Genomic DNA, 21,338 nt, shown 5'->3' with positions numbered 1-21,338 from the left:
CGCTATGGAATTCACCACTCAACACTTCATCGCATTGGCGCCGATGCTGATCACCACCATCACCACGGTGGTGGTGATGCTGGCGATCGCCTGGAAGCGCAACCACTCGCAAACCTTCCTGCTGTCCACCGTGGGCCTGAACCTGGCCCTGCTGTCGCTCCTGCCGGCACTGAAGGTCGCGCCGCTGGCGGTCACCTCGCTGATCACCATCGACAAATTCGCCTGCCTGTACATGGCGATCATCCTCGTGGCGACGCTGGCCTGCGTCACCCTCGCCCACGCCTACCTCGGCGAGGGCTCCAAGGGTTTCCCGGGCAACCGTGAAGAACTGTACCTGTTGCTGCTGATGTCGGCCCTCGGTGGCCTGGTGCTGGTCAGCGCCAACCACCTGGCCGGCCTGTTCATCGGCCTGGAGCTGCTGTCGGTACCGGTCTACGGCCTGGTGGCGTATGCCTTCTTCAACAAGCGATCGCTGGAAGCCGGCATCAAGTACATGGTGCTGTCGGCCGCAGGCTCGGCTTTCCTGCTGTTCGGCATGGCCCTGCTGTACGCCGACGCCGGCAGCCTGAGCTTCGACCAGATCGGCAAAGCCCTGGCTACCACCAGCATGCCAAGCCTGGTGGCCCAGCTGGGCCTGGGCATGATGCTGGTCGGCCTGGCCTTCAAGCTGTCGCTGGTGCCGTTCCATCTGTGGACCCCGGACGTGTACGAAGGCGCTCCGGCGCCGGTCGCCGCGTTCCTGGCAACCGCCAGCAAGGTGGCAGTATTCGCCGTTGTCGTACGCCTGTTCATGCTCTCCCCTGCTGCCAGCAGCGGCGTGCTCAGCACCGTACTGGCGGTGATTGCCGTAGCCTCGATCCTGATTGGTAACCTGCTGGCGCTGACCCAGAGCAACCTCAAGCGTCTGCTGGGTTACTCGTCCATCGCCCACTTCGGTTACCTGGTCATCGCGTTGGTCGCCAGCAAGGGCCTGGCCCTGGAAGCCATGGGCGTTTACCTGGTCACCTACGTGATCACCAGCCTGGGCGCCTTCGGCGTCATCACCCTGATGTCCTCGCCATACGGCGGCCGTGACGCCGATGCCCTGTACGAGTACCGCGGCCTGTTCTGGCGCCGCCCGTACCTGACAGCGGTACTGACCGTGATGATGCTGTCGCTGGCGGGTATCCCGCTGACCGCCGGCTTCATCGGCAAGTTCTACATCATCGCTACCGGCGTCGAATCGCACCTGTGGTGGTTGGTCGGTGCGCTGGTGATCGGTAGCGCCATCGGCGTGTACTATTACCTGCGCGTCATGGTTACCCTGTACCTGGTCGAGCCGAATCTGCGTCGTCACGACGCCCCGCTGAAGTGGGAACAGCGCACCGGCGGCGTCATGCTGCTGGCTATCGCCATTCTCGCTTTCGTACTGGGTGTGTACCCGCAGCCCCTGCTGGAAATGGTTCAGCAAGCGGGCCTGCAACTGATCGGTTGATCACCCCGGCAGCCCCGGTAACAGAAAACACCCCGCCTAGGCGGGGTGTTTTTTTATCTGCACGTTTTGCTACCTGCGCCCACGGGTGCCTCACTCACTCGGGCAGCCCTGACCTGCGCCCGGCAAGGCGGCCTTGCGCAAATCACCATTGGCCGAAGGCAGGTACACTTCCGGGTTGGGCATGCCGCTGGGGGAGAGTTCATGGGTCATTTCGAATTCGGCGCGCACTGACCAGCCACACGCCTCGGTGGTGCATTGCAAATAAGCGATTCGCAGGAAAATATGGCGCCCTTCGCTAGTACGTATGCGCATCCGGCTGTGGCAATGCGGGCAAACCAGCTTGTAAGTACTCACGGCAAGTACCTGCTAGCATTGCCCAGGCTAGCCTGTGTATCAGTATTGGCTGCAACTGTGGGTGTATTCTTCAATTTGATGGTTCTCATTGCAGAAGTGCTCCTTAAAACGCAGGGCTGTATTCATAACGAGTAGTTTAAGCCCATGGAATATCATTAAACCAGTCATGGATATTTGTTATGAGTACTCACATACTTGCTGAGGTGCTCACCCGCCTTAAGCTTCTTACTGGCGCAAACACTGATGCCGAGCTGTCACGTGCACTGTCGGTCAGCCCGCAAACGCTGAGCAGCTGGAAGGTTCGCGAAAGCATTCCTTACTCACTTTGCATAGACATCGCCAAAAAGCATGCATGCTCACTGGACTGGCTATTGCTGGGTCAAGCCGAGCACATCGCCGCCGACCCAGGTGATGCGGGCTGGGAGTGCGAAATGCTCGAACGGCTGCGCACGCTCTCGCACAGCGATCGCCAGGCCATCCTGCTGTTCATCAAGGACAAACAGCGCATCCAGCAGTTGGAACAGCAACTGAGCGAGCTCGGCGGCGCAACCAGTGGCTAACCCCGACGGCGCCAGCGCTGGATGAGTTCGCGTGGGTCGAGTGTATCCAGCCAGACCATGACCTTGAGGCTGATGGGGATCACCACCACAGCGGCCACGAATGCCGCCATGCCCCGGGTCAGTAATGGCACCAATGACGAAACCAGTGGCTCGAACAAATGGCCCACGCCCACGGTCACGAATAGCAGCAGCAGTTTCTTGGCCAGTGTCAGGCGCCTGGCCTCACTGGTGATCAATCGATCGCGTGCCGCGCTCACCAACAATGCTCCCAGCAGCGCGGCGAACAGCACATCGCCATCCACGCCCAGGAACGTCACCAATGCCGGGGCCAGGTGGTCGAAAACAGTTCGCTCAGGCATGCAATTGCCCTCCGCGCGGAACAGGCGGGCAGGCGGTTGAACCCAGGCTGTACATGACCGCCGCTTCGACAAAACGGATGTAGCACACCTGCAAGGCACGCCCATGATCATGCCCGGCCACATCCTCGAGCCGCTTGTAGCCCCGCTCTCGCAGCACTGACCGCCAGCGGGCGAATTCGCGTGCTGCCTCGATAGCAGCGCAGCGCGCGGCCACTTCCAAAGCAGCATCACTGACAGCCCGCGGCAGTTGCAGATGCTCACGCAAACTGCCCAAATCCACTCGCGGCCAGAACGGGTCATGGCAATCGACAAAGCGCGGTAGCCGAGGATCGTTGCTCATGCTCTACCCCCCTTACTGCTCGGCCAGCATGCCGTAGCGAATGGCCTTGATCACAGCTGCCACCCGGGTAGGCACTTCAAATTTGCGCAGGATGTTGGACACGTGAAAGTTCACCGTCGACTCCTTGCATTCAAGGATCTGGCCGATCTCCCACGAGCTCTTGCCATAAGCACACCACAACAGCACTTGCTGTTCACGTGGCGTCAGGCGAACCGGGGCGTCCGCCAAGGGTTGCTGCGAGTGTCGAGCGTTGTCAGTCATGTTTGAACTCCACGGGTGATTGAGCGAGGCATTACTGCCTACCTGCAGTCACCTTACGAAGCACAGGCCACCCACCTCCACCGCCGTGGTTTGTAAAGAACTTTCGTACAAGACCGTATGACGAAGGTTACGCACGATTTGCTGACTTTCTGCGTGCTCCAAGCCGCATTTCGCTCGTCTCAACGCCGTTGTCCATTCGCCTTTCGCCTGGAGTCGTACAATGCGTTCCGATTTACCCCTCTCGTCCTGCCTCGGTCTGCTGGCGGCCTTGGCTGCTACTCAGCCCGCTCTGGGGGCATCCTCGGTCGAATTGGGCCGAGTGCTGATCACCGATGAGGAGCAGAACGAGCTGACGGCAGCCAGCGAGCGCCTGCGTGAAATACCGGGAGCCAGCAACCTGGTGGACATGCAGCGCGTGGGGCAAGGCCGAGTGGCCAGCAACCAGGACGTGCTGGCCTACCAGCCTGGGGTGTTCGCCCAATCGGCAGGCAACGACGGCATCAAGCTGTCGATACGCGGCTCGGGCCTCAACCGCGCACCGGGGGCGCACGGTTCCGGTGTTTACACGATGTTCGACGGCCTGCCGCTGACCGGCCCGGGCGGCACGCCTTACGAATTGTTCGAACCGCTGTGGCTGAGCCGTGCCGAAGTGCTGCGTGGCGCCAATGGCTTTGACCAAGGCTCCCTGGCCTTGGGCGGTGCCATCAACTACGTCACCCACACCGGCTACGACGCGCCTGCACTGCAAGTACGCTACGAGGTCGGTAGCCGCGGCTACCAGCATCGGCACATCAGTTCGGGCCAGGTGCTGGGCAATCTCGACTATTACGTGGCCCTGACCGACTCGGAATATGACGGCTACCAGGCGCACAGCAGCGGCAGCGCCAAGGGCATTGCCGCCAATGTCGGTTACCGCTTCAACCCCGACCTGGAAACCCGCTTCTACCTGCGCTACCGGGAAACTGAAAACGAGCTGCCTGGGCGCCTGACCAAAGATCAGATCAAGCACCACCCGCGCGCGGCCAACCCCAACTATCTGGCACGCGACGACAGCCGCCCGCAACCAGGCAGCACCTGGGTGGGCAACAAGACCACCTTCTACCTCGACGACGAGGCGCGCCTGGAAGCCGGCCTGGTCTATCACGACTACCCGATGGACCTGCGCGAAGGCCCCATGCGCCTGAAGGTCGCCTATACCGATGTCAGCGGTACGCTGAACTATTTCCGCCGCGACACACTGTTCGGGCGCGAGAGCAAGACCACCGTCGGTTGGCGTACCACCAAGCACCTGCCCAACAGCGGCGCTTCGCAATTTACCCGCAATGGCGATGTGTTCGGCGAGCGCACCCGTGACTTCACCTACCAGGGCTCGGACACCGTGCTGCATGTTGGCAACGACCTGGAACTGGTCCCCAACCTGTGGCTGAGCACCGGCCTGGCCATGGTCTACACACGCCGCGAAAGTGACGTGACCTACCCCGCTGAAGGCGGCAAGGTGAGCATGCATGACTGGGACTATGCCCCCCGCCTGGGGCTGCGCTACGACATCCGCCCGGACTTGCAGGTGTACGGCAACCTGAGCCGCTCGGTAGAGCCGCCACACCCGTGGTCGCTGATCTGGAGCGCGCCCAGCACAGGCGGCAAGCAGATCCAGCCGATCGAGATGCAGAACCAGACAGCCACCACCCTGGAACTGGGCGCCCGTGGCGACTCGGCGCTCGGCCGCTGGGACCTGGCCTGGTACTACTCGCAAGTGCGCCACGAACTGCTGGCCGTTGAGGTAGTGCCGAATTTCACCTCGGAATTCAACGCCAGCGCTACCGTGCACCAAGGCGTGGAAGCCGGCCTCGAAAGCACCCTGTGGGAGCGCGCGGGCACTGGCAAGCTGAGCTTGCGCCAGGCCTACACCTTCAGCGACTTCCACTACCGTGATGACGACACGTTTGGCGACAACCGTCTGCCCGGCATCCCCATGCACTACTACCAGGCCGAGCTGCGCTACGACTGGCCGAGCGGCTTCTATGCCGGGGTCAACACACAAATGGCTTCGAAGGTGCAGGTGGACTACGCCAATAGCTACCACGCCGATGAATATGCCTTGCTCGGCGCACGCGTTGGCTGGGACTCACCGAAACAGGACTGGCAGACCTGGCTGGACCTGCGCAACCTGACCAACCAGCGCTATGCAGCGACCGTGACGCCGGCCTACAACGACGCCGGCAAGGACAATGCCCGTTCGACACCGGGCGAAGGGTTTGGCGTATACGCGGGGGTTTCCTACAGCTTCCGCTGACGGGTAGGAGCGGGTTTACCCGCAATTGCGTCGGCAAATTCAATGACGCATTCGCGGGTAAACCCGCTCCTACCCGGGGCACTGCACAGCATGATTCGGATTCAGACCGCCCTGTTCAACTTCACCCATGAAGCAAACCTGTCGACAAACGCCTGCAAGAACGGTCGCGTCTTGTCGTTGAGCTTGCCCGAATCCTCGAACAAGCTCGCCGCACCGCCAAGGTAAGCCTCGGGCATCTGCATGCAGGGCATGTCGAGAAACACCAGCGACTGGCGCACCGCATGGTTGGCGCCAAAGCCACCAATCGCCCCCGGCGACACACTCACCACCGCCGTCGGCTTGCCGCTCCAGGCACTTTGCCCGTAAGGACGCGAACCCACATCGATGGCATTTTTCAGGCAGCCTGGCACCGAGCGGTTGTATTCCGGGGTGACGAACAACACCGCATCACTGCGGCGGATTTCATCGCGAAAACGCTTCCAGGTTTCCGGCGGTGCCTCGGCTTCGATATCTTCGTTGTACAGCGGCAGGTCGCCAATCTCGACGATCTTCAGCGCAAGGCTGGACGGCGCCAGCTCCGAAAGTGCGCGGGCGACCTTGCGGTTGTAGGACTCCTTGCGCAAGCTGCCCACGACGACTGCTACCGAATACACCTGGCTCATGGCAATTCCAACCTTTGCGGGTTAAATAGACGTTGTAGTTATAGATGACCGTTCTCCAGTGCCTAAGTTTTTTTCCGCAGGGCGAAAACTTCCGCGTCTGTTTCACGGTCTATGCCTTCATACATTTCCTACGTAATTCAGAGGTTTCCACCCAAATGGCAGCAGTAATGGTCGGCCAATTCCACGCCCGTGACGCCGAAGGCCGCATCTACCCCGTGCACGAGTTTCAGGAATCCACCCTGCAACTCGACGGCAGCACGCTGGGCGCCCCCATCACCACCTACCGCCTGGCCATCGGCGACAAGGTCAACCACCTGGGTGATAACCGTTTCGAACTGGCACGCTCCGGCGTCGAGATCACGCGCATTCCGTGATGCAATCCACCGTGTAGCGGCCCCCTTCGTGCTGCAGGCCGTGCACATCGGCGACAAACCCGGGAAAGCCCTGGTTGAATGCTCGGGCGAATGCCAGGTAATCAAGGATCGAGCGGGTCGCCTCGGTGAACCGCTCACCCGGCATGATCAACGGGATGCCAGGCGGGTACGGCACCAGCATCACCGCCGCCACACGGCCCAGCAGCGCCTCGATCGGTACCGCCTCCACCTCGCCACGCACCATCTTGTCATAGGCCTGGGCCGGGCTTACGGCCACCTCCGGCAAACGGGTGAACAGCCGCTTCAGCTGCTTGGCCGTGGCATTGGCGCGGTAGCAGTCATGTAACTGGTCGCACAGGTCGCGCAGGCCCATGCCCTGGTAGCGCAAGGCGTCGGCAGCCCCCACACTGGGCAGGCAGCTGCTGAGTGGGGTGTTGCCGTCATAGTGGCGCTTGAACTCCAGCAGTTCGGTGAGCAAGGTGCTCCACTTGCCCTTGGTGATGCCCATGGAAAACAGCACCAGGAAGCTGTACAGGCCGGTTTTTTCCACCACCAGCCCGCGCTCCCAGAGAAACTTGCTGACGACTGCCGCCGGGATGCCGTGCACGCCCAGCACACCATCAGCGCTCAGGCCCGGCATCACCAAAGTCACTTTCAGCGGGTCGAGCAGCACGTAGTCGGCCGCCACTTCACCAAAACCATGCCATTGCGCCCCCGGCTGCAACAACCAGTCCTGCGCGGCCAGACGGGGGATGCCCTCGGCACTGGGCGGCTGCCAGATGCTGAACCACCAGTCCTCTGCGGCAATGTGCTCACGCAGGTTGGCCAGGGCACGACGAAAACTCAACGCCTCGTCGAACATCTCCTGCAGCAGCGAGCGCCCGGCCGGCCCTTCCATCATCGCCGAAGCCACATCCAGCGAGGCGAGAATGCTGTACTGCGGCGAGGTAGAGATGTGCATCATGAACGCTTCGTTGAAACGGTCCCGGTCCAGCTGCCGCCTGGCCCCGTCCTGCACATGAATCATCGAAGCCTGGCTGAACGCCGCGAGCAGCTTGTGGGTGGAATGGGTACTGAACACCAGCGGGCTGTCTGCCGCGCAGGCGGTGCCCATGGCGTAGCGCCCGGTGAAAAAGTCGTGGAACGCAGCATAGGCAAACCAGGCCTCGTCGAAGTGCAGCACCTCGACACTGGCACCCAGGGCCTGCTTGATCAGCCCGGCGTGGTAACACAGCCCGTCGTAGGTGGAGTTGGTCACTACCGCCAGCTTGATACGCTGGCCACGATCACGGGCAAGGGGGTTGGCCTGAATCTTCGCGGCGATCGCCTCGGGACTGAACTCGCTGAGCGGGATCGGGCCGATGATGCCCAGTTCGTTGCGCTCCGGGCACAGGTACAGCGGGATGGCACCCGTCATGATGATCGCGTGCACCACCGACTTGTGGCAGTTGCGGTCCACCAGCACCAGGTCGTCACGACCGACCATGGCGTGCCAGACGATCTTGTTGGCCGTGGAGGTACCATTGATGACGAAGAAGGTGTGGTCGGCGCCGAAGTTGCGCGCCGCCCTGGCCTCGGCTTCGGCCAGCGGGCCTGTGTGGTCGAGCAGCGAACCCAGCTCCGGCACGGAAACGGACAGGTCCGAGCGCAGGGTGTTTTCCCCGAAGAACTGGTGAAAGGCTTGGCCTACCGGGCTTTTATGATAGGCCACACCGCCACCATGGCCCGGGGTGTGCCAGGAGTAGTTGGACTGCGCAGTGTGCTGCACCAGCGCCTTGAAGAACGGCGGCAGCAGGCCGTCGAGGTAGGTGTGTGCAGCACGCGCCACCTGGCGGGCGAGAAACGGCACGGTGTCTTCGAACAGGTAAAGGATGCCACGCAGCTGGTTGAGCTCGCTCATGGCTTCGGCGGGAGCATTTTCCAGGGTCACCTGCTCGCCCAGGGCGAAGATCGGCAGGTTGGGTGCACGCAGGCGGGCCAGGCCAATCAGCTCGGCCATGTTCTGCAGCAGATGGGTGTTCTCGCCAGCGCCTTCGGCCGCAATGAGCATGCAGGCCAGGCCGTGGTGGGTGGCAGCGACCAGGCGCGCTTCGGCGTGGTCAGCGGCGGCGAGAATGGCAAAGCCATCCTGGCGCAATTCCTCGGCGATGCCGCGCACACGTTCGCCAGCAACACTGTCGGCCTTGATGGCGCGGTGGACGATGAGGATCGGGAACTTGAGGTCCTTGTACATCAGGTGGCTACCTCCGAAGGACATGGCGTCCATTTCAGGGTAGTTGAGCCTTGTATTGCCTGTACTGGACCTTTCGCGGGTAAACCCGCTCCTGCTGGGCACCGGTCGGTGATTGGACACAGGCCGTCGTAGGAGCGGGTTTACCCGCGAAAGGGCCGGGCCTGCTGGCCAATCTGCCCCCGCCATTCACCGCCGCAGCCGCCACCGTATTCGGCAGGTAAACCCGCGCCTCCAACGATCTCCACTTCTGTTGCAGGGCGAAAGATCAGCCGGCTGGCGTCTCAGTCAGGGCCTGCCACAGCGAAGGCCCACCCGCCGACTTGGCAATGGCCGCCAGCCGCTCGGCATGCGCCTCCAGCTCTTCAGCGCTGGCCATGATCACCCGCCCTGGCGCACGCCCGACAATCCGGCGGATCTCGCTGCCGCCAGCGCCCTGCCCGTCCTCTTCGGCATCTGCGCCATTCCCAGCCAACGACAGGCTGGTCTGGCCACCGGTCATTGCCAGGTAAACGTCGGCCAGCAGTTCCGAGTCGAGCAGTGCGCCGTGCAACTCACGGCCCGAGTTGTCGATGTCGTAGCGTTTGCACAGCGCATCCAGGCTGTTGCGCTGCCCCGGGTGGCGCGAACGTGCCAGCAACAGGGTGTCCAGAATGGTGCAGTGCTGCGAAATGTCAGCACGGTCCTGCTGGCCCAGCAAGGCGAATTCGTTGTTGATGAAACCAACGTCGAACGCCGCGTTGTGGATGACCAGCGTGGCACCCTGGATGAACTGGAAGAACTCCTCGGCGACATCGCCAAAGCGGGGCTTGCCGACCAGGAAGGCATCCGTGATGCCGTGAACGTTGATCGCGCCCTCGTCACTCTCGCGGTCGGGCTGCAGGTAGACGTGGAAGTGCCGCCCGGTCAGGCGCCGGCCGATGACCTCGACACAGCCGATCTCGATGATCCGGTGGCCTTCGCCAACCGGCATACCCGTGGTTTCGGTATCGAGAATGACGAACCGTTTATCTTGCTGCTGCTCCACGCGGGCGCTCCAACTTGCATCCGTTACAAAGGTCGCGATTGTACCCCAGCTCAACGCTGGGCGCGCACCTCATCGACCCCACGGTTGGCCAGCTGGTCGGCGCGTTCGTTGCCGGGGTGGCCGATATGGCCGCGTACCCACTTCCAGGTCACCTTGTGGCGGTTGACCTGCTCATCGAGCTGCTGCCACAAGTCAGCGTTCTTCACCGGCTCCTTGGCGGCGGTCTTCCAGCCGCGCTTCTTCCAGTTGACCATCCATTCGTTGATGCCCTTCATCACGTACTGCGAGTCGGTGGTCAGCACCACCTCGCATTCACGTTTGAGCGACATCAGGCCCTGGATCGCGGCCATCAGCTCCATGCGGTTGTTGGTGGTCTCACGTTCGCCGCCCCACAGTTCCTTCTCGACGCCCTTGTAGATCATCAGCACGCCCCAGCCACCCGGGCCAGGGTTGCCCTTGCAGGCACCATCAGTAAACATCTCGACGCTATCGCTCATGTACCACTCTTGAATTCAGTGCTTGTCAGTTTCGGGGTTGGCTGCGGTGCGGTTGACTTTCGCCAGTGGCAGCGGCAGCAGCTTGCCCATTGGCTCGCGGCGTTCCGGCCGCAAAGGCCGCAGGCCTACCACCATCTTGCGCGCCACCAGCAGGTACACCCCGCCACCGGAGCCCTGCCAGCCGCCGGCCAGTCGTTCCCAGCCCTCCAGGCGTTGCTGCCAGGCAGGTGAGGCAAGCGGCGGACGATAGCACCCGAAGCGGCGTTTCTCCAGCGCGAAGCCCAGCAGGTTGAGCCAGTCGCCCACCCGGGACGGCGAGATGCAGCGCGCCTTGCGCAGAGCACCGTGACTGAAGAAATGGCGCATGCCCCAGCTGCTCCAGGGGTTGATCCCCACGATCAGCAGGTGCCCGCCCGGGCGGACGGCACTGGCGGCCTCGCGCAGCAGGCCATGGGGCGACAGGCAGAAGTCCAGGCCATGCTGCAGCACCACCACGTCGGCAGCGTGCTCGCTCAACGGCCAGGCCTGTTCTTCGCAGACAATCTCCACACCCGGCAAGGGCGCACCAAGGCGCACGTTACGCTGCACCTGGGGGGCTCTGGGCGGTGGCTCGGCGCAGGGCCCGTAATGCACGAGATAGCCGCCAAAGAAGCGCCCGAGCTCTTCTTCCAGCAGTTTGTCCTCCTCCTTGAGCATCAGTTGCCCAAGTGGGCCGTTGAACCACTCACGGGCCAGGCTGATCAGCTCGACCCAGTCCGGGTCGGCCTGTGCAAAAGCTTGGTCGGTCATTGCGCTCTCCCTCGAAGGTTCTCCCACCGCGCCATCGCGGCTAAGATGCCCTCATGTGCCACGCTAGGCGAATCGGATCCGCACCATGATACAGATCGATGCTCTCCCCGCTTTCTCCGACAACTACATCTGGTTGTTACAGGATACTGCCAAACGCCGTTGTGCGGTGGTCGACCCGGGCGATGCCGGCCCGGTGGAGCGCTGGCTGGCTGCCAACCCCGAATGGGTGCTGAGCGACATCCTCGTCACCCACCACCACAATGACCATGTCGGCGGTGTGGAGCGGCTCAGGCAATTGACCGGCGCACGGGTCTGTGGCCCCGCCAACGAACGCATTCCCGGCCGCGACCTGGCACTGGACGAAGGCGACAGGGTGGACGTGCTGGGTGTGACTTTCCAGGTGCTGGCGGTACCCGGCCACACCCTGGGGCATATCGCCTTCTTCAGCGACCAGCCAGCAACGCCCATCCTGTTCAGTGGCGATACCCTGTTCGCCGCCGGTTGCGGGCGCATGTTCGAAGGTACACCCGAACAGATGCAGCCGGCCCTCGCCCGCCTGGCGGCCCTGCCAGAGCAGACAGCAGTGTACTGCGCCCATGAGTACACCCTCAGCAACCTGCGTTTCGCCAAGGCGGTGGAACCGACCAACCCGCACGTTCAACAACGGTTCGAGGACGTTAGCCGTTTACGCGCCGAAAATCGCATCAGTTTGCCAACAACGATCGGCCTGGAGCGCCTGACCAACCCCTTTCTGCGTACCTCTGAAACATTAGTTAAACAAAAAGCAGACGAATGGAAGGGACATTCAAACACCACGCATGTCGCTGTTTTTGCTGCCTTGAGGTCTTGGAAGGACACCTTCTGATAACCGCAAGATATATCGCAAGTGATGGTCAAAGGTTGACCAGGCCCGGAGCGGTTTCTAGAATCGCCGAACTTTTTCGCCCGGATACCTGTATCAGCCGATGTCTTCCCGTAGCCGCAGAACCTCTCATTCCGTCGCCCTGACGCGCCTGGCCCAAATCAGTGCGCTGGCCCTGGCCGCCACCTTGGTGGGCTGCCAGAGCACCCGTCAGCTCGACGAATCCGATAGCGTTCGCGCGCACAACTACCAGGCGCGGATCAAGCACAAGCCTTCCCCGCTGCTGGTCAAGCCGGCCGAGCAGGCGCCGCAGGATGTCTGGGAGCGCATGCGCCAGGGCTTCGCCCTGCAGGACAGCATCGACGTCAACCCGCGCATCGAGCAGCAGCGCTTGTGGTTCGCCAGCAACCCGACCTTCATCGAAAGCGCCGGGGAACGTGGCAGCCTCTACCTGCACTACATCGTCGAGCGCCTTGAAGAACGCGACATGCCGCTGGAACTGGCCCTGCTGCCAGCCATCGAAAGCGCCTACAACCCCATGGCCTACTCACGCGCCAGCGCTGCCGGCATGTGGCAGTTCATGCCGGCTACCGGTCGCCACTTCAACCTGCGCCAGACCAACTTCTATGACGGCCGCCGCGATGTCACCGCGTCGACCAACGCCGCGCTGGACTACCTGACCCGCCTGCACGACATGTTCAACGGCGACTGGCTGTTGGCCCTGGCGGCCTACAATGCCGGCGAAGGCACCGTCAGCCGAGCCATCGAGCGCAACGAAAGGCTCGGCCTGCCGACCGACTACTGGAACCTGCCGCTGCCACAGGAAACCCGCGACTACGTACCCAAGTTGCTGGCACTGTCGCAGGTGGTGTCCACGCCAGAAGCCTATGGTGTCAATCTCACCCCGATCGCCAACGAACCGTACTTCGAAGCGGTGGCGATCAATGACCGCCTGGACCTTACCCGGGTCGCGGCCTTTGCCAACATCGACGAGGACGAGCTGATCCAGCTCAACCCGGCATTCAAGAAGCGCATGACCGTCGATGGCCCGAAACAGCTGCTGGTGCCCACCGCCAAGGCGCAGTTGCTCAGTGCCAGCCTGTCCAACCTCAACCCGGAGCAACTGGTCAGCCTGCAACCGCCGAAAGCAGCGTTTGCCCGGGCTGTGGCCGAAGCCAAGGCACCGGTGGGGGCGCGTAGCTACCGGGTCAAGCGTGGCGATAACCTGAGCGCCATCGCCAAGGTCAACCGTGTGTCGGTCAAGGACATCAAGCGCTGGAACCGCTTGTCCGGCAACAGTCTGCGCGCTGGCCAGGTGCTGGCCCTGCGTGGTGGCAGTTCGCCAAGCGCCGCCGGTAACCGGGTTGCCGCCTCCGGGAAGCGCTCCACGCAATACAAGGTCCGCAAGGGTGATTCCCTGTACCTGGTAGCCAAGCGTTTCAATGTGGAAATGAAGCACCTCAAGCGCTGGAACCCACGCAGCGGCCACGCCCTCAAGCCAGGCCAGACCCTGACCGTCTACCTCGGGCATTGATCCGGTAACCAGGGCCCTTACGCGGCCTTGTGGGGAGCGGCCTTGTGTCACGACAGGGGCGCGAAGCGGCCCCCAGGATTTCAATTTTTCAGCATGAACTGCCGGGGCTGCTGCGCAGCCCTTTCGCGACACAAGGCCGCTCCCACAGGTACCGTGGCACCTGTTGCGTCCGCTTGCGGGCTGCGCCTTCAACGCCTCTCTTTTTCCAACGCCACCAAGCTGTTACTGTACTCGATCAAAGCCCAACGCCTCTGGATCGGATGCCGATTTGATACGTCCCCTCCTGCTGTCACTCAGCCTGGCCTTGAGCTTTCCCGCAGCCGCGATGGTGAGCGAAAGCCACGGATACGCGCAGTTCGGCACGCTCAAGTACCCGGCCACCTTCACCCACTTCGACTGGGTCAACCCGCAAGCGCCCAAGGGCGGCACGTTGCGGGCCATGGCTTTTGGTACCTTCGACACGCTCAACCCCTACACCTTCAAAGGGTCGAGCCCGATTACCACGCCCAATTTCCAGCAGTACGGCATCAGCGAGCTGAACGAGCCACTGATGGTCGGCACGGGCCAGTACGACCCGTCCGGTGACGAGCCAACCTCCAGCTACGGCCTGATCGCCCGCTCGGTGGAGTACAGCGAGGACCGCAGCTGGGTGGTGTTCAACCTGCGCCCCGAAGCCCGCTGGCATGACGGCCAGCCCATCACCTCGGCTGACGTGGCCTTCTCGTACCGCACGCTGCTCAAGGATGGCCACCCGATCTACCGCACCAACCTGCAGGAAGTGCAGCGGGTAGACATCCTCGGCCCGCTGCGCATCCGCTTCGTGTTCAAACGCGCCGGCAACCCGCTGCTGATCCTGCGTCTGGGCGAAATGCCGGTGCTGCCCAAACACTACTGGCAGAAGCGCGACTTCAAGGCCACCACCTTCGAGCCCCCCTTGGGCAGCGGCCCCTACCGCATCACCCAGGTACAACCCGGACGACGCCTGGTGTTTGAACGGGTGAAGAACTACTGGGGCAAAGACCTGGCGGTCAACCGTGGCAAGTACAATTTCAATCGGGTCGAATACGAGTTCTATCGAGACGCGACGGTGGCCTTCGAAGCCTTCAAGGCCGGCGAGTTCGACATCTATATCGAGCACCAGGCAAAAAACTGGGCCAACGGTTACAACTTCCCTGCCGTGCGCCGCGGTGAAGTGATCAAGGCACAAATCCCGCACAGCATTCCCACGCAAACACAGGGCCTGTTCATGAACAGCCGCCGGGCCGCGTTCAGCGACCCGCGGGTACGCCAGGCGCTGGGGCTGATGCTGGACTTCGAGTGGACCAACCGCGCGCTGTTCAGCAGCGCCTACCGCCGCTCGACCAGCTACTACCCCAACAGCGAATTCGCCGCCAGCGGCCTGCCCACCGGCAAGGAGTGGCTGCTGCTGGCGCCATTCCGTGACCAGTTGCCGGCCAAGCTGTTCAGCGAACCGTACAAGGTCAGCCACACCGATGGCCGGGGTATCAGCCGCCAAACCCTGCGCCAGGCCCTGGGCCTGCTCGCCGAGGCCGGCTGGAAGCTGCACGGCCAGCGTCTGGTCGACAGCAAGGGCCAGCAATTGCGCATGGAGCTGCTGCTGGTAAACCCCAACCTTGAACGCATCCTGCAACCTTATGTCGAAAATCTGTCCAGCATCGGCATCGATGCGCGCTTGCGCACCGTGGACCGCGCTCAGTACAAACAACGCTTGGACCAGTTCGATTTCGACATGATTCTGATGACCCTGAACCAGACCCTCAGCCCCGGCCTCGAACAGTGGCTGTACTTCCATTCCAGCCAGGCCGCGACAAAGGGCAGCAAGAACTATGCTGGGGTCAAGGACCCGGTGGTCGACCACCTGCTCGACACCCTGCTCGCCGCCCGCACCCGCGATGACCAGATCGCCGCTGCCCGCGCCCTGGACCGCGTGCTCTCATGGCACTACTACATGATCCCCAACTGGTACCTCGACAACCATCGCCTGGCCTACCGCAACCGGTTCGCCTTCGTCACCACGCCGCCCTACACCCTTGGGCTGAACAGCTGGTGGATCAAGACTTCGGAGAAAGCCCAATGACGCCAACGCACCGTCTGCGCCGGCTGGCAGGCAGCCTGTTGCTCGCCTGCCTGAGCCTTCCCGCGCTGGCCGCACCGCAGCACGCGCTCACCCTTTACGACGAGCCACCCAAGTACCCCGCCGACTTCAAGCACTTCGACTACGTCAACCCGGATGCGCCCAAGGGCGGCACCTTCCGCCAGTCCAGCTTCGGCGGCTTCGACAGCCTCAACCCGTTCATCAACAAAGGCGTGGCGGCCGAGAACATCGGCATTATCTATGACACCCTGATGCGCCAGAGCCAGGATGAACCGTTCACCGAATACGGCCTGGTGGCCGGCAAGATCGAAAAGGCCCCGGACAACAGCTGGGTACGCTTCTACCTGCGCCCCGAAGCGCGCTTCCATGACGGCCATCCGATGCGCGCCGACGACGTGGTGTTCACGTTCAACGCCCTGATCAAGGACGGCGCCCCGCTGTACCGCCAGTACTACGCCGACGTCGCCGAAGTGGTCGCCGAAGATCCACTCAAGGTGCTGTTCAAGTTCAAGCACAAGAACAACCGCGAGCTGCCATTGATTCTCGGCCAGCTGCCGGTACTGCCCAAGCACTGGTACGAAAACCGCGAGTTCAACCGCGGCAACCTGGAAATCCCGTTGGGCAGCGGCCCGTACAAGGTCGCCGAGGTCAAGGCCGGGCGCTCGGTGCGCTACGAACGGGTCAAGGATTACTGGGCCAAGGACCTGCCCATCAACCGTGGCTTCTACAACTTCGATGTCATGACCTTCGACGCCTACCGCGACACCACCGTCGCCCTGGAGGCCCTCAAGGCCGGGGCATTCGACTATGGCCTGGAAGTCAGTGCAAAGAACTGGGCCACCGCTTACAACGTGCCCGCCGTGCGCGAAGGTCGCCTGATCAAGGAAGAGCTGCCCAATGGCAACCCCACTGGCATGCAGGGCTTCATCTTCAACATCCGCCGCCCGGTGTTCCAGGATGTGCGTGTGCGCCAGGCCCTGAGCCTGCTGCTGGACTACGAGTGGACCAACAAGCAGCTGTTCAACGGCGCCTACACCCGTACCGGCAGCTACTTCGACAACTCGGAAATGGCCGCCCACGGCCTACCCAGCCCCAACGAGCTGAAAATCCTCGAACCACTGCGCGGCAAAGTGCCCGAGCAAGTATTTACCGAGGTCTTCCACAACCCGGTCAGTGACGGCAGCGGCATGATCCGCGAGCAACAGCGCCAGGCCTACAAGCTGTTGCAGGAAGCCGGCTGGAAAATCGTCGACGACAAGATGGTCGACGCCCAAGGCAAGCCGGCAAGCATCGAGTTCCTGCTGGCGCAGACCGAGTTTGAACGCATTCTGCTGCCGTTCAAGCGCAACCTTGCCGACCTCGGTATCGAGCTGAACATTCGCCGCGTCGACGTTTCGCAGTACATCACCCGCCTGCGCTCGCGTGACTACGACATGATCGTTGGCGGCTACCCGCAATCCAACTCGCCAGGCAACGAGCAGCGCGAGTTCTGGTCCAGCGCCGCCGCCGACAACCCCGGCAGCCGCAACTTCATCGGCCTGCGCGACCCGGCCATCGACCAACTGGTGGACCAGTTGATCAACGCCGACTCGCGCCAGAGCCTGATCGACCACTGCCGCGCCCTCGACCGCGTGTTGCTGTGGGGCTACTACGTGATACCCAACTGGCACATCAAGACCTGGCGTGTGGCCTACTGGAACCACATCGGCCACCCGAGCGTGTCGCCCAAGTACGACATCGGCATCGACACCTGGTGGATCAAGCCCGGTGTAACCCCGGCGGTCAGCGAAGCGCCTGCGGACGAGGCCAATTAAGATGCTGGCCTACATCCTGCGCCGCCTGCTGCTGATCATTCCGACCCTGTTCGGCATCCTCATCATCAACTTCATCATCGTCCAGGCCGCCCCCGGTGGCCCGGTCGAGCAAATGATCGCCAAGCTCGAAGGCTTCGAAGGCGCCACCAGCCGCATTGCAGGTGGCGGCGCCGAGGTTTCCGTGGCCGGCTCCAACTACCGCGGCGCCCAGGGCCTGGACCCGGCCCTGATCGCTGAAATCGAGCGCATGTATGGCTTCGACAAGTCGCCGCCCGAGCGCCTGTGGATCATGGTCAAGAACTACGCCCGGCTGGACTTCGGCGACAGCTTCTTCCGCGACGCCAAGGTGATCGACCTGATCGCCGAGAAGATGCCGGTTTCGATCTCGCTGGGGCTGTGGAGCACGCTGATCATGTACCTGGTGTCGATCCCGCTGGGGATCGCCAAGGCCGTGCGCCACGGCAGCCACTTCGACGTGTGGACCAGCTCGGCGATCATCGTCGGCTACGCCATCCCGGCGTTCCTGTTCGCCATCCTGCTGATCGTGCTGTTCGCCGGTGGCAGCTACTTCGACTGGTTCCCCCTGCGTGGCCTCACCTCCAACAACTTCGACGAACTGAGCACCACCGGCAAGGTGCTGGACTACTTCTGGCACTTGGTGCTGCCGATCACCGCGCTGGTCATCGGCAACTTCGCCACCATGACCCTGCTGACCAAGAACAGCTTCCTCGACGAGATCAACAAACAATACGTGGTCACCGCCAAAGCCAAGGGCCTGAGCCGATCACGGGTGCTGTACGGTCATGTGTTCCGCAACGCCATGCTGCTGGTGATCGCCGGTTTCCCTTCGGCGTTCATCGGCATCTTCTTCACAGGCTCCTTGCTGATCGAGGTGATCTTCAGCCTCGACGGCCTGGGGCTGATGAGTTTCGAAGCGGCCATCAACCGCGACTACCCGGTGGTCTTCGGCACCCTGTTCATCTTCACCCTGCTAGGGCTGGTGGTGAAACTGATCGGCGACCTGACCTACACCTTGGTCGATCCGCGCATCGACTTTGCCAGCCGGGAGCACTGACATGGCCTTGTCCCCCCTCAACCGCCGGCGCTTCGAGCGCTTCAAGGCCAACCGCCGTGGCTGGTGGTCGCTGTGGCTGTTCCTGATTCTGTTCGGGCTGAGCCTGGGCGCCGAACTGATCGCCAACGACAAACCGATCGCCGTACGTTACGACGGCCAATGGTACTTCCCGGCGTTCAAGCGCTACCCGGAAACCACCTTCGGCGGGGAATTCCCGCTGGAAGCCAACTACAAGAGCCCCTACATCCGCGAACTGCTGGCGAAGAAAGACAGCTTCGTGCTGTGGGCGCCCATTCCGTTCAGCTACCAGAGCATCAACTATGACCTGCGCGTCCCCGCCCCCGCCCCACCTTCGGCGGACAACTGGCTGGGCACCGACGACCAGGGCCGCGACGTGCTGGCGCGGGTGATCTACGGCTTCCGCATTTCGGTTCTGTTTGCCCTCACCTTGACCGTGGCCAGCTCCATTATCGGCGTCATCGCAGGCGCCCTGCAGGGGTTCTACGGTGGCTGGGTCGACCTGGCCGGGCAACGCTTTCTGGAAATCTGGTCCGGCCTGCCTGTGTTGTACCTGCTGATCATCCTGGCCAGCTTCGTGCAACCCAACTTCTGGTGGCTGCTGGGCATCATGTTGCTGTTCTCGTGGATGAGCCTGGTGGATGTGGTACGCGCCGAGTTCCTGCGCGGGCGCAACCTGGAATACGTGCGCGCCGCACGCGCCCTTGGCATGCGCAACGGCGCAATCATGTACCGGCACATCCTGCCCAACGCGATGATCTCGACCATGACCTTCATGCCGTTCATCCTCACCGGCGCCATCGGCACCCTCACCGCCCTGGACTTCCTCGGCTTCGGCCTGCCCGCCGGTTCGCCCTCGCTGGGCGAACTGGTGGCGCAGGGCAAGTCCAACCTGCAAGCGCCATGGCTGGGCATCAGCGCCTTTGCCGTGCTGGCGCTGATGCTGAGCCTGCTGGTGTTCATCGGCGAATCCGCCCGCGACGCCTTCGACCCGAGGAAGTGACATGAGTGAACAGAACCTGATCGAAGTGCGGGACCTGGCCGTGGAGTTCGTGACCGGGGACCAGGTCAACCGGGTGGTGGACGGCGTCAGCTTCGATATTCGCAAAGGCGAGACACTGGCCCTTGTGGGCGAAAGTGGCTCGGGCAAATCGGTCACCGCGCACTCGATCCTGCGCCTGCTGCCCTATCCCCTGGCCCGGCACCCCAGCGGCAGCATTCGCTACGAAGGCAAGGACCTGCTGCAGCAGAGCGAGAAGACCCTGCAGCGCATTCGCGGCAACCGCATTGCGATGATCTTCCAGGAGCCGATGACCTCGCTCAACCCGCTGCATTGCATCGAAAAGCAGATCAACGAAATCCTCCTGCTGCACAAGGGCCTGACGGGCAAGGAAGCGACTGCGCGCACCCTGGAGTTGCTGGATATGGTCGGCATTCCAGAGCCGCGCAAGCGCCTCAAGGCCCTGCCCCACGAATTGTCGGGCGGCCAGCGCCAGCGGGTAATGATCGCCATGGCGCTGGCCAACGAGCCCGAGCTGCTGATTGCCGACGAGCCAACCACGGCGCTGGATGTGACCGTGCAGCTGAAGATTCTCGAGCTGCTCAAGGAATTGCAGGCGCGTATGGGCATGGCCCTGTTGCTGATCAGCCATGACCTGAACCTGGTGCGCCGCATCGCTCACCGCGTGTGCGTGATGCAGCGTGGGCAAATTGTCGAGCAAGCCGAATGCGCCACGCTGTTCAGCTCGCCACAGCATCACTACACACAGATGCTGATCAATGCCGAGCCCAGTGGGCTGCCGGCACACAACCCGGTGGGTGCGCCATTGCTGGAGGTGGATGACCTCAAGGTCTGGTTCCCGATCAAGAAGGGCTTTCTGCAGCGCACGGTCGACCATGTGAAGGCGGTGGACGGGGTCAACTTCAGCTTGCCCCAGGGCCAGACGCTGGGCATTGTTGGCGAATCCGGGTCGGGCAAGTCCACATTGGGCCTGGCCATCTTGCGGCTGATTTCCAGCCAAGGCGGCATTCGCTTTCATGGGCAGAACCTCCAAGGGCTTAACCAGAAAGCCGTGCGCCCCCTGCGGCGGGAAATGCAGGTGGTGTTCCAGGACCCGTTTGGCAGCCTGAGCCCGCGCATGTGCGTGGCGGACATTGTCGGTGAAGGGCTGCGCATTCACGGCATTGGCACCGCGCAGGAACAGGAAGCGGCGATCATCGCGGCGCTGGAGGAAGTGGGGCTGGACCCGCGCACGCGGCATCGCTACCCGCATGAGTTTTCGGGTGGCCAGCGCCAGCGCATAGCGATTGCCCGGGCGCTGGTGCTGAAGCCGGCGCTGATTCTGCTGGATGAGCCCACCTCGGCGCTGGACCGTACCGTGCAGCGGCAAGTGGTCGAGCTGCTGCGTAATCTGCAGCAGAAGTACAACCTGACCTACTTGTTCATCAGCCATGACCTGGCAGTGGTCAAGGCGTTGAGCCATCAATTGATGGTGATCAAGCATGGGCATGTGGTAGAGCAAGGGGACGCGCAGGCAATCTTCCATGCGCCACAGCATCCCTATACGCGGCAGTTGCTGGAGGCGGCGTTTCTGGAGGTTGGGAATTTGTAGGAGAAGGGCGTGTGTTCGCCTTGATTCTTGCGGCGCTCGATCTACGCAACACCGCAAAACCCAAGGCAGGTGCCCTGACGCAATCGG

General features: G+C 62.6%; 20 protein-coding genes. 11 read left to right on the top strand and 9 right to left on the bottom strand.

Features of this window, described 5'->3' with window-relative positions; all coding sequences use genetic code 11:
• Positions 1-4: 4 nt before the first annotated feature.
• The gene (nuoN, locus tag ACZ889_RS12660) at positions 5-1,474 is read left to right on the top strand and encodes an NADH-quinone oxidoreductase subunit NuoN (RefSeq protein WP_012051767.1); all 1,470 of its coding nucleotides are present in this window, start codon (positions 5-7) and stop codon (positions 1,472-1,474) included.
• A 90-nt stretch (positions 1,475-1,564) separates the two neighbouring features.
• Here nuoN and ACZ889_RS12655 read toward each other — a convergent pair whose 3' ends face one another.
• Positions 1,565-1,828: an Ogr/Delta-like zinc finger protein gene (locus tag ACZ889_RS12655; protein ID WP_004576942.1), complete on the bottom strand. Its 264-nt coding sequence runs from the start codon at positions 1,826-1,828 to the stop codon at positions 1,565-1,567.
• 179 nt (positions 1,829-2,007) lie between these two features.
• On the opposite strand from ACZ889_RS12655, the gene ACZ889_RS12650 reads away from it, so the two are divergent.
• Entirely contained in the window at positions 2,008-2,388 is a 381-nt protein-coding gene (locus ACZ889_RS12650) for a helix-turn-helix domain-containing protein (protein ID WP_180688578.1), read from the top strand.
• Here the strand turns inward: ACZ889_RS12650 and ACZ889_RS12645 are convergent.
• The 3 genes from ACZ889_RS12645 to ACZ889_RS12635 are packed head-to-tail and all read right to left on the bottom strand — an operon-like array spanning position 2,385 to position 3,348.
• Positions 2,385-2,747: a hypothetical protein gene (locus ACZ889_RS12645; protein ID WP_180688579.1), complete on the bottom strand. Its 363-nt coding sequence runs from the start codon at positions 2,745-2,747 to the stop codon at positions 2,385-2,387. The genes ACZ889_RS12650 and ACZ889_RS12645 overlap by 4 nt on opposite strands.
• The gene (locus ACZ889_RS12640; RefSeq protein WP_180688580.1) at positions 2,740-3,087 is read right to left on the bottom strand and encodes a head completion/stabilization protein; all 348 of its coding nucleotides are present in this window, start codon (positions 3,085-3,087) and stop codon (positions 2,740-2,742) included. Before ACZ889_RS12640 ends, ACZ889_RS12645 begins: the two co-directional genes overlap by 8 nt.
• A gap of 12 nt (positions 3,088-3,099) precedes the next feature.
• Positions 3,100-3,348, bottom strand: coding sequence for a helix-turn-helix domain-containing protein (locus ACZ889_RS12635; protein WP_003251454.1), 249 nt, complete (start codon positions 3,346-3,348; stop codon positions 3,100-3,102).
• Positions 3,349-3,568: 220 nt separating this feature from the next.
• Here ACZ889_RS12635 and ACZ889_RS12630 point away from each other — a divergent pair, with 220 nt between their 5' ends.
• Positions 3,569-5,641, top strand: a complete 2,073-nt coding sequence (locus ACZ889_RS12630; RefSeq protein WP_476257419.1) for a TonB-dependent receptor family protein — start codon at positions 3,569-3,571, stop codon at positions 5,639-5,641.
• Between the two features lie 101 nt (positions 5,642-5,742).
• On the opposite strand, the gene chrR is transcribed toward ACZ889_RS12630, so the two are convergent.
• On the bottom strand, positions 5,743-6,303 hold the full coding sequence (gene chrR, locus ACZ889_RS12625) for a class I chromate reductase ChrR (protein WP_003251456.1): 561 nt from the start codon (positions 6,301-6,303) through the stop codon (positions 5,743-5,745).
• 155 nt (positions 6,304-6,458) lie between these two features.
• On the opposite strand from chrR, the gene ACZ889_RS12620 reads away from it, so the two are divergent.
• Positions 6,459-6,677 carry a hypothetical protein gene (locus ACZ889_RS12620; protein WP_003251457.1) on the top strand — a complete coding sequence of 73 codons (219 nt, stop codon included), beginning with the start codon at positions 6,459-6,461 and terminating at the stop codon, positions 6,675-6,677.
• Here the strand turns inward: ACZ889_RS12620 and ACZ889_RS12615 are convergent.
• The 4 genes from ACZ889_RS12615 to ACZ889_RS12600 form a co-directional block, all read right to left on the bottom strand.
• Complete coding sequence (locus ACZ889_RS12615; RefSeq protein WP_029611831.1) at positions 6,661-8,910, bottom strand: Orn/Lys/Arg family decarboxylase; 2,250 nt, start codon at positions 8,908-8,910, stop codon at positions 6,661-6,663. The two genes, ACZ889_RS12620 and ACZ889_RS12615, sit on opposite strands and share 17 nt — an antisense overlap.
• Before the next feature lie 265 nt (positions 8,911-9,175).
• The gene (gene dnaQ, locus ACZ889_RS12610; RefSeq protein ID WP_003251459.1) at positions 9,176-9,934 is read right to left on the bottom strand and encodes a DNA polymerase III subunit epsilon; all 759 of its coding nucleotides are present in this window, start codon (positions 9,932-9,934) and stop codon (positions 9,176-9,178) included.
• A 50-nt stretch (positions 9,935-9,984) separates the two neighbouring features.
• Positions 9,985-10,431 carry a ribonuclease HI gene (rnhA, locus tag ACZ889_RS12605; RefSeq protein WP_003251460.1) on the bottom strand — a complete coding sequence of 149 codons (447 nt, stop codon included), beginning with the start codon at positions 10,429-10,431 and terminating at the stop codon, positions 9,985-9,987.
• A 15-nt stretch (positions 10,432-10,446) separates the two neighbouring features.
• Positions 10,447-11,220, bottom strand: a complete 774-nt coding sequence (locus ACZ889_RS12600) for a class I SAM-dependent methyltransferase (protein ID WP_003251461.1) — start codon at positions 11,218-11,220, stop codon at positions 10,447-10,449.
• A gap of 85 nt (positions 11,221-11,305) precedes the next feature.
• Between ACZ889_RS12600 and gloB the strand changes: the two genes are divergently transcribed.
• From gloB to ACZ889_RS12565, 7 genes are all read left to right on the top strand, one after another.
• On the top strand, positions 11,306-12,085 hold the full coding sequence (gene gloB, locus ACZ889_RS12595) for a hydroxyacylglutathione hydrolase (protein ID WP_476257418.1): 780 nt from the start codon (positions 11,306-11,308) through the stop codon (positions 12,083-12,085).
• A gap of 100 nt (positions 12,086-12,185) precedes the next feature.
• Positions 12,186-13,616: a lytic transglycosylase domain-containing protein gene (locus tag ACZ889_RS12590; protein ID WP_476257417.1), complete on the top strand. Its 1,431-nt coding sequence runs from the start codon at positions 12,186-12,188 to the stop codon at positions 13,614-13,616.
• 268 nt (positions 13,617-13,884) lie between these two features.
• Positions 13,885-15,714 carry an extracellular solute-binding protein gene (locus tag ACZ889_RS12585; protein ID WP_033726868.1) on the top strand — a complete coding sequence of 610 codons (1,830 nt, stop codon included), beginning with the start codon at positions 13,885-13,887 and terminating at the stop codon, positions 15,712-15,714.
• A complete protein-coding gene (locus ACZ889_RS12580) occupies positions 15,711-17,546 on the top strand; it encodes an extracellular solute-binding protein (protein WP_019750862.1) in 1,836 nt (611 codons plus the stop codon). The genes ACZ889_RS12585 and ACZ889_RS12580 overlap by 4 nt, the downstream gene beginning before the upstream one ends.
• Before the next feature lies 1 nt (position 17,547).
• Positions 17,548-18,621, top strand: a complete 1,074-nt coding sequence (locus ACZ889_RS12575) for a microcin C ABC transporter permease YejB (RefSeq protein WP_003251466.1) — start codon at positions 17,548-17,550, stop codon at positions 18,619-18,621.
• Position 18,622: 1 nt separating this feature from the next.
• On the top strand, positions 18,623-19,642 hold the full coding sequence (locus tag ACZ889_RS12570) for an ABC transporter permease (protein ID WP_003251467.1): 1,020 nt from the start codon (positions 18,623-18,625) through the stop codon (positions 19,640-19,642).
• 1 nt (position 19,643) lies between these two features.
• Entirely contained in the window at positions 19,644-21,251 is a 1,608-nt protein-coding gene (locus ACZ889_RS12565; RefSeq protein ID WP_476257416.1) for an ABC transporter ATP-binding protein, read from the top strand.
• The last annotated feature ends 87 nt before the right edge of the window (positions 21,252-21,338 follow it).

It is taken from the genome of Pseudomonas sp. TE3895, from assembly GCF_056278855.1.
This window is presented reverse-complemented; position numbering and strand designations above follow the sequence as displayed.

Bases quoted from the DNA above. Each gene is read 5' to 3' on its own strand.
- ACZ889_RS12650 (WP_180688578.1), top strand. From the start codon at position 2,008: ATGAGTACTCACATACTTGCTGAGGTGCTCACCCGCCTTAAGCTTCTT.
- ACZ889_RS12575 (WP_003251466.1), top strand. From the start codon at position 17,548: ATGCTGGCCTACATCCTGCGCCGCCTGCTGCTGATCATTCCGACCCTG.
- ACZ889_RS12600 (WP_003251461.1), bottom strand. From the start codon at position 11,220: ATGACCGACCAAGCTTTTGCACAGGCCGACCCGGACTGGGTCGAGCTG.
- ACZ889_RS12620 (WP_003251457.1), top strand. From the start codon at position 6,459: ATGGCAGCAGTAATGGTCGGCCAATTCCACGCCCGTGACGCCGAAGGC.
- gloB (WP_476257418.1), top strand. From the start codon at position 11,306: ATGATACAGATCGATGCTCTCCCCGCTTTCTCCGACAACTACATCTGG.
- chrR (WP_003251456.1), bottom strand. From the start codon at position 6,303: ATGAGCCAGGTGTATTCGGTAGCAGTCGTCGTGGGCAGCTTGCGCAAG.
- rnhA (WP_003251460.1), bottom strand. From the start codon at position 10,431: ATGAGCGATAGCGTCGAGATGTTTACTGATGGTGCCTGCAAGGGCAAC.
- ACZ889_RS12580 (WP_019750862.1), top strand. From the start codon at position 15,711: ATGACGCCAACGCACCGTCTGCGCCGGCTGGCAGGCAGCCTGTTGCTC.
- nuoN (WP_012051767.1), top strand. From the start codon at position 5: ATGGAATTCACCACTCAACACTTCATCGCATTGGCGCCGATGCTGATC.
- ACZ889_RS12615 (WP_029611831.1), bottom strand. From the start codon at position 8,910: ATGTACAAGGACCTCAAGTTCCCGATCCTCATCGTCCACCGCGCCATC.
- ACZ889_RS12645 (WP_180688579.1), bottom strand. From the start codon at position 2,747: ATGCCTGAGCGAACTGTTTTCGACCACCTGGCCCCGGCATTGGTGACG.
- ACZ889_RS12640 (WP_180688580.1), bottom strand. From the start codon at position 3,087: ATGAGCAACGATCCTCGGCTACCGCGCTTTGTCGATTGCCATGACCCG.
- ACZ889_RS12590 (WP_476257417.1), top strand. From the start codon at position 12,186: ATGTCTTCCCGTAGCCGCAGAACCTCTCATTCCGTCGCCCTGACGCGC.
- ACZ889_RS12630 (WP_476257419.1), top strand. From the start codon at position 3,569: ATGCGTTCCGATTTACCCCTCTCGTCCTGCCTCGGTCTGCTGGCGGCC.
- ACZ889_RS12635 (WP_003251454.1), bottom strand. From the start codon at position 3,348: ATGACTGACAACGCTCGACACTCGCAGCAACCCTTGGCGGACGCCCCG.
- ACZ889_RS12570 (WP_003251467.1), top strand. From the start codon at position 18,623: ATGGCCTTGTCCCCCCTCAACCGCCGGCGCTTCGAGCGCTTCAAGGCC.
- ACZ889_RS12565 (WP_476257416.1), top strand. From the start codon at position 19,644: ATGAGTGAACAGAACCTGATCGAAGTGCGGGACCTGGCCGTGGAGTTC.